Raw genomic sequence first — 4,545 nt, forward strand, 5'->3', positions numbered from 1 at the left:
GTGGACGTTAGTTTTATCGATAGGTGTGGATGAAACTCCGATATAACCGCCGAGAACATCAACAAACGAAAAGCCACTGGTGGCTTCAACGTTTTTGCTTACCCCTGCTTTAACTCGAAGATACTTGCCCCATACATAGTTTGCTTCAGCTTGGCCAACAAATGTTTGCTCATCATTAACCAACTTGGCGTTGATAAAAGTAATGCCACCCTTAAGAGATGCTTTTAGGTTGTTGGCGAGGTCACTTTTAACCCCAATCATTACTGGTACGATGTTAGTGTCGCCATGCGATGGATAAACCGCAGTGATAGAAGCATAAGGTTTATAGCGGGTCGCGATAAACGCAGCGTTTGCTTCAATCTTCGTGTGTTCGTTAACTTGCCAAGCTATGTTTGCAGCAGGTGTGTGAACAAGGCGATTAAGATAGTTATCAGCGATAGCGGCGTAAGAGCGATAGCCAAAGTTATAATCAAACGAAGCAGTGACGTGGCTTGCTGTATGGGTTAGCGCTGCGTTAGTATGTGCAGTAGTGTCAACGTGTAAAAGACGCGCAACCACTGTGCGATCAGAAGGCTCGATGGTGCGACTAGTTTTAGCCATAATCTCGTAATTAAGTGCACGGTCGTCGCGGGCAGCTCGGGTAATGGTCGCAGTGATATGGCCGAGCCACTCAGAATAATCACGAGTAGTACTTGTTTGGGCGCCAGTAAAATATTGGTATGATACCAGGCCCTCTGCTTGGGCCTTGACCTCTGAGCTTTGGTGTTGCCAACGCGCACCCAAACCAACGACCGTAACTAAATCGCTCTCACCCGTAGTAGCGTTAGTTGCTTGTGGATTGCTCATAAAGTGTGACCCAATTTCTAACCAAGGCTTAACACCAAGCAGAGAGTGCAGTGCGGTTGTTGGCTGCCCAAAAGTGACTATTTGCTGTGATGAATGTGCTTTAAGGGTATCGCTACCTGTGGATGCATCGTTGGATAAGTCGTTAGATGTATCTTTGGCAACACTTGCATCTGTGGTCGTAGCGACACCATTTGGGGCTGTATCGCGAGTATCGTTGCTATTCGTGTTTATTGCCTTACCGTTGTTAGCAGCCAAACTATTTGCTGATGCTGATAACGAAGTGTCAACAGGTGGTACTGGTGCAGAGTCTTTAGTTGCCGTCGATGATAGCTCTGCTAGTGGTTGCTGTGGCCTTTTATCTCTTTTTGCACGCGCATTTTTTGCGTGTGTTTTACGATGTTGTTTACGTGCTCTTTTTTTCTTGGTGGATTTATTTGCTGCGGACTTTGACAAAGGTGCTGGCTGCGCGCTTACGATTGGGGGCGGCTTGAGTTCAACTGGTGTTGGTGACGCAACTTCGGGTTTACTATTGTTTGTTGTTTTTGGCTCGGTCATACGATCGAAATCAGTACAGCTTGGGATCCACAAACCGAACAGTATTAGCCACACTAGTTTAATGCGATTGCACAACATAATAACTAATCTAGAGATATGCAACTTCGACCCCCGCCCATCGGAAAGCAAAAAAGCAAGCGCGATAACTACCATGATAATTTTGGATTGCAACTGATGTTGCTGGGTTTTTTGCTAGCTGTTACGAAATCATCAAATACGTGAATATTTTTTTAGTGAGGAATAAACTGCATTAAAACGCCATGATTTCCTGCTTTTGCCAGATATTTAGGCGTTTTTTCTATTTAGAAAAAAGATCGTGCGGGTCTTTCGGTAGCCTTAAAGAATTTATGTGAACAATGGGTAGCGTCTATTCTTGCGGAGTAATCGAATACTGACATGGGAGATAAATGTGATCTACCATGATTGCCTCCTTAATATATAGTGCTCTTGTTATAGTGTCCTTGGATTTTTGGTTTTTTGCTTATTAATTATTTGTTTGTTTGGTTGCCACAATAGCTCTGGCGATATATTGGCTGGCTTAGAGTCGGCAGTATCCTGCGATTGGTATCCCTCCCCCCACCGTCAAAAGGTTGCTGTCGGCTCGTCGTTTATGTGGTGTCACCTAACTAGAAGGCAATCGACCACATAATGCCCACGCTACTTCTAAAATCGCTGCAAGAATAATATTTTGTAACCAAGCATGCGAGCCAGTGCGATAACATTCTTGCGTTGGGTAGCTGCACCAAGCAGCCTAAACCAGTGCCAGACACCAATGCTAAGGGGCTGCACTTTAAAATCGAGTTTTCCTCTTGTAAGTTCATTCTGTAATGATAAGTTACTGACTTTGCTAGAGAAGAATCGATGCACCAAACACTATCGAAAAATAAGGTGCCCATCAGATTAACGTTTGAGAGGTGGTATCATATCACTGAAAACCATGATGATCTGGCAAGCTATTTTCATGAAGTACTTGAGACAGTTGAAAATCCTGAGATTATCGTGGCAATAAAGGTTCTCTTAAAGCAACTCGTAATTATGGTAGAATGAAATGGTTGGTAGTAGTATATCGAGAAATAACAAAGAAGGATGGTTTCGTAATAACTGCCTACTTTTTAGATACAAAACCTAAAGGAGAAGTCATATGGCAACGGTAGCAGCAAAAAAGACTGAGCAGTTTATAAGCCGTTGTATGTCTTTGGCTTCTGACGTTATTGGATTACCTGCCCATCAAGTATGGATTGATTATGATGAAGAAACTGATGTCCTTTATATGAATTTTCGTAAACCGCAGAGGGCAACCAAGACTGTTGAAATGAACGAGGATGTGTTGATTCGTAAGGACGGCAGCAAAATAGTAGGAATTACAATTATGAACGCGAGTATTCATTGAGATCGAATATGCCGCCTTTCCAGCCCGCCCTATAGCCTTTCCCCTCCCGCTCTTTAAATTTGATTAAAACTGAACCAACCTTAAAATGCATAAAAAATGCAAAAAGCTAAGGGCTACACAATAAAAGTACCTATCGGTAGTGCAAAAAGCTTCGAGAATTTTTTGGCCATCATTTTGCTGATCGAACGCCGATTATTTTCAATATCGCAAATATAAGATTTCGAAACACCCACCTTTTTACCCAGTTTCTGCTGGGTAAACCCACGGTTTTCACGATAGACCCGAACATAATATCCCGGTGTCATATCCTTTTTGATTTCTCGGTATAATTTCGTCTCAAAGAAATTGATGGGCTCATTTTCTTCAATACTCAATTTTTCGCCATACTCTTCTTTCAAATACCGAAGAAGACGTGGCGGCACCCTTCCTTTCACCCGAATATCAATATGGGGCGTTTTTACGACTGCCAACATAATACACCTCGATGGTTATGGTTGTCTTTTCATGCTTCCAACAAGCTACATACGAATATGTGAGATGACAGTGATATCTATTTTTCCCGAGCTTGCTAAAATTGTTCCAATCCGATGCCATCGGACCACAGTCTCTTAACTGTTCTGCTAAAGCGGTAAAACGCTTTTGCACATCCAGCGGTAGCTTGTGAAGGTTTTTATGCACCTTCTTAGTAATTATAATCTCGTATGTAACGTCTATCTTTTTCACTTCACTTTTAAGGTACCCTTTTAAAGGGTACTTGTCAATTCCGCTCATCTGAATGTGTAAAACAAGGCATATTTGACATCACTATACATTCATGTATATAATCTGTACATGAGTCAAATGAATATTAATATGACTTCTGCTTTAAGCCAAACACTTGAGCGGTTTATGCGACTACGTGGCATACGCACCAAATCTGAAGCGGTACGTATAGCACTGCAAGAGGGGCTAGAACGGTCTTTGGCTACAGCAAGTAAAACAACCGATTTTTCTTTGTGGATTGGGGCGGCAAAAAAGGCTGATGAAAATCCGCAACCGCGTTTTAAATCACATTCTGATCTTTGGTAATAATTTATCAAGATGGTAATAGATACATCAGCAATATTGGCAATTTATTTTGCAGAGGATCATGCACCATGGCTTGCTCAGCAGTTATCAAAGCATAATGGTGAATTAAATATGAGCACAGTTAATCTGGCTGAAACCTTAGTTTTAATTCGTGATAGACAACCAACACTTTATAAAAAAATTGAAGATGAACTACTCACCAGTGGCATTAATTTTATCGAACCTGATGTTGAACAAGCTCGTATAGCGGCAAAGGCGCGAATAATTTACCCGCTTAATTTTGGTGATTGTTTCGCTTATGCTCTGGCAGTTAAATTAGGCCAGCCTCTTTTAGCAATAGATAGTGATTTTAAAGCCTTAGATATTGAAGTGATTTTTCCGGCTCAGCTTTAGCTTTATAAGTGCCAAACGTCAATGCTGCCATATTTCTTTGGTATTTTGTGTTTCTTGGTGCCAAACATTATATTAACCGCTATAAAGAAATAGATATTAAAGAAATATTTCCGCAGTAATTCAGACATCATTGAAAAAAATAGGGAAAAAATAGGAAAAACAGGTAGCTTGCTATAAACATTTAGGCCTATGCGCAAATTTACACTTGTTACAAGTATTTATAGATGTCCGCTTCATTAGCACGGGTAGATGTCCGCGTGTTTGAAAACCTGTTATTGTCAAACGGGTCGTTA

At 41.3% G+C, this 4,545-nt stretch carries 5 protein-coding genes; 3 read left to right on the forward strand and 2 right to left on the reverse strand.

Going from position 1 to position 4,545, the window contains the following annotated elements; translation table 11 throughout:
- Positions 1-1,503: hypothetical protein (locus JW841_03695; GenBank protein MBN1960024.1), on the reverse strand; the 1,503-nt coding region annotated here is incomplete at its 3' end.
- A gap of 1,039 nt (positions 1,504-2,542) precedes the next feature.
- On the opposite strand from JW841_03695, the gene JW841_03700 reads away from it, so the two are divergent.
- A complete protein-coding gene (locus JW841_03700) occupies positions 2,543-2,791 on the forward strand; it encodes a DUF2283 domain-containing protein (GenBank protein MBN1960025.1) in 249 nt (82 codons plus the stop codon).
- Between the two features lie 113 nt (positions 2,792-2,904).
- On the opposite strand, the gene JW841_03705 is transcribed toward JW841_03700, so the two are convergent.
- Complete coding sequence (locus JW841_03705; protein ID MBN1960026.1) at positions 2,905-3,264, reverse strand: helix-turn-helix transcriptional regulator; 360 nt, start codon at positions 3,262-3,264, stop codon at positions 2,905-2,907.
- Between the two features lie 358 nt (positions 3,265-3,622).
- Here JW841_03705 and JW841_03710 point away from each other — a divergent pair, with 358 nt between their 5' ends.
- A complete protein-coding gene (locus JW841_03710; protein ID MBN1960027.1) occupies positions 3,623-3,859 on the forward strand; it encodes a hypothetical protein in 237 nt (78 codons plus the stop codon).
- Positions 3,860-3,871: 12 nt separating this feature from the next.
- Entirely contained in the window at positions 3,872-4,252 is a 381-nt protein-coding gene (locus tag JW841_03715) for a type II toxin-antitoxin system VapC family toxin (GenBank protein ID MBN1960028.1), read from the forward strand.
- The last annotated feature ends 293 nt before the right edge of the window (positions 4,253-4,545 follow it).

It is taken from the genome of Deltaproteobacteria bacterium (assembly GCA_016931625.1).
Taxonomy (GTDB): domain Bacteria; phylum Myxococcota; class XYA12-FULL-58-9; order XYA12-FULL-58-9; family JAFGEK01; genus JAFGEK01.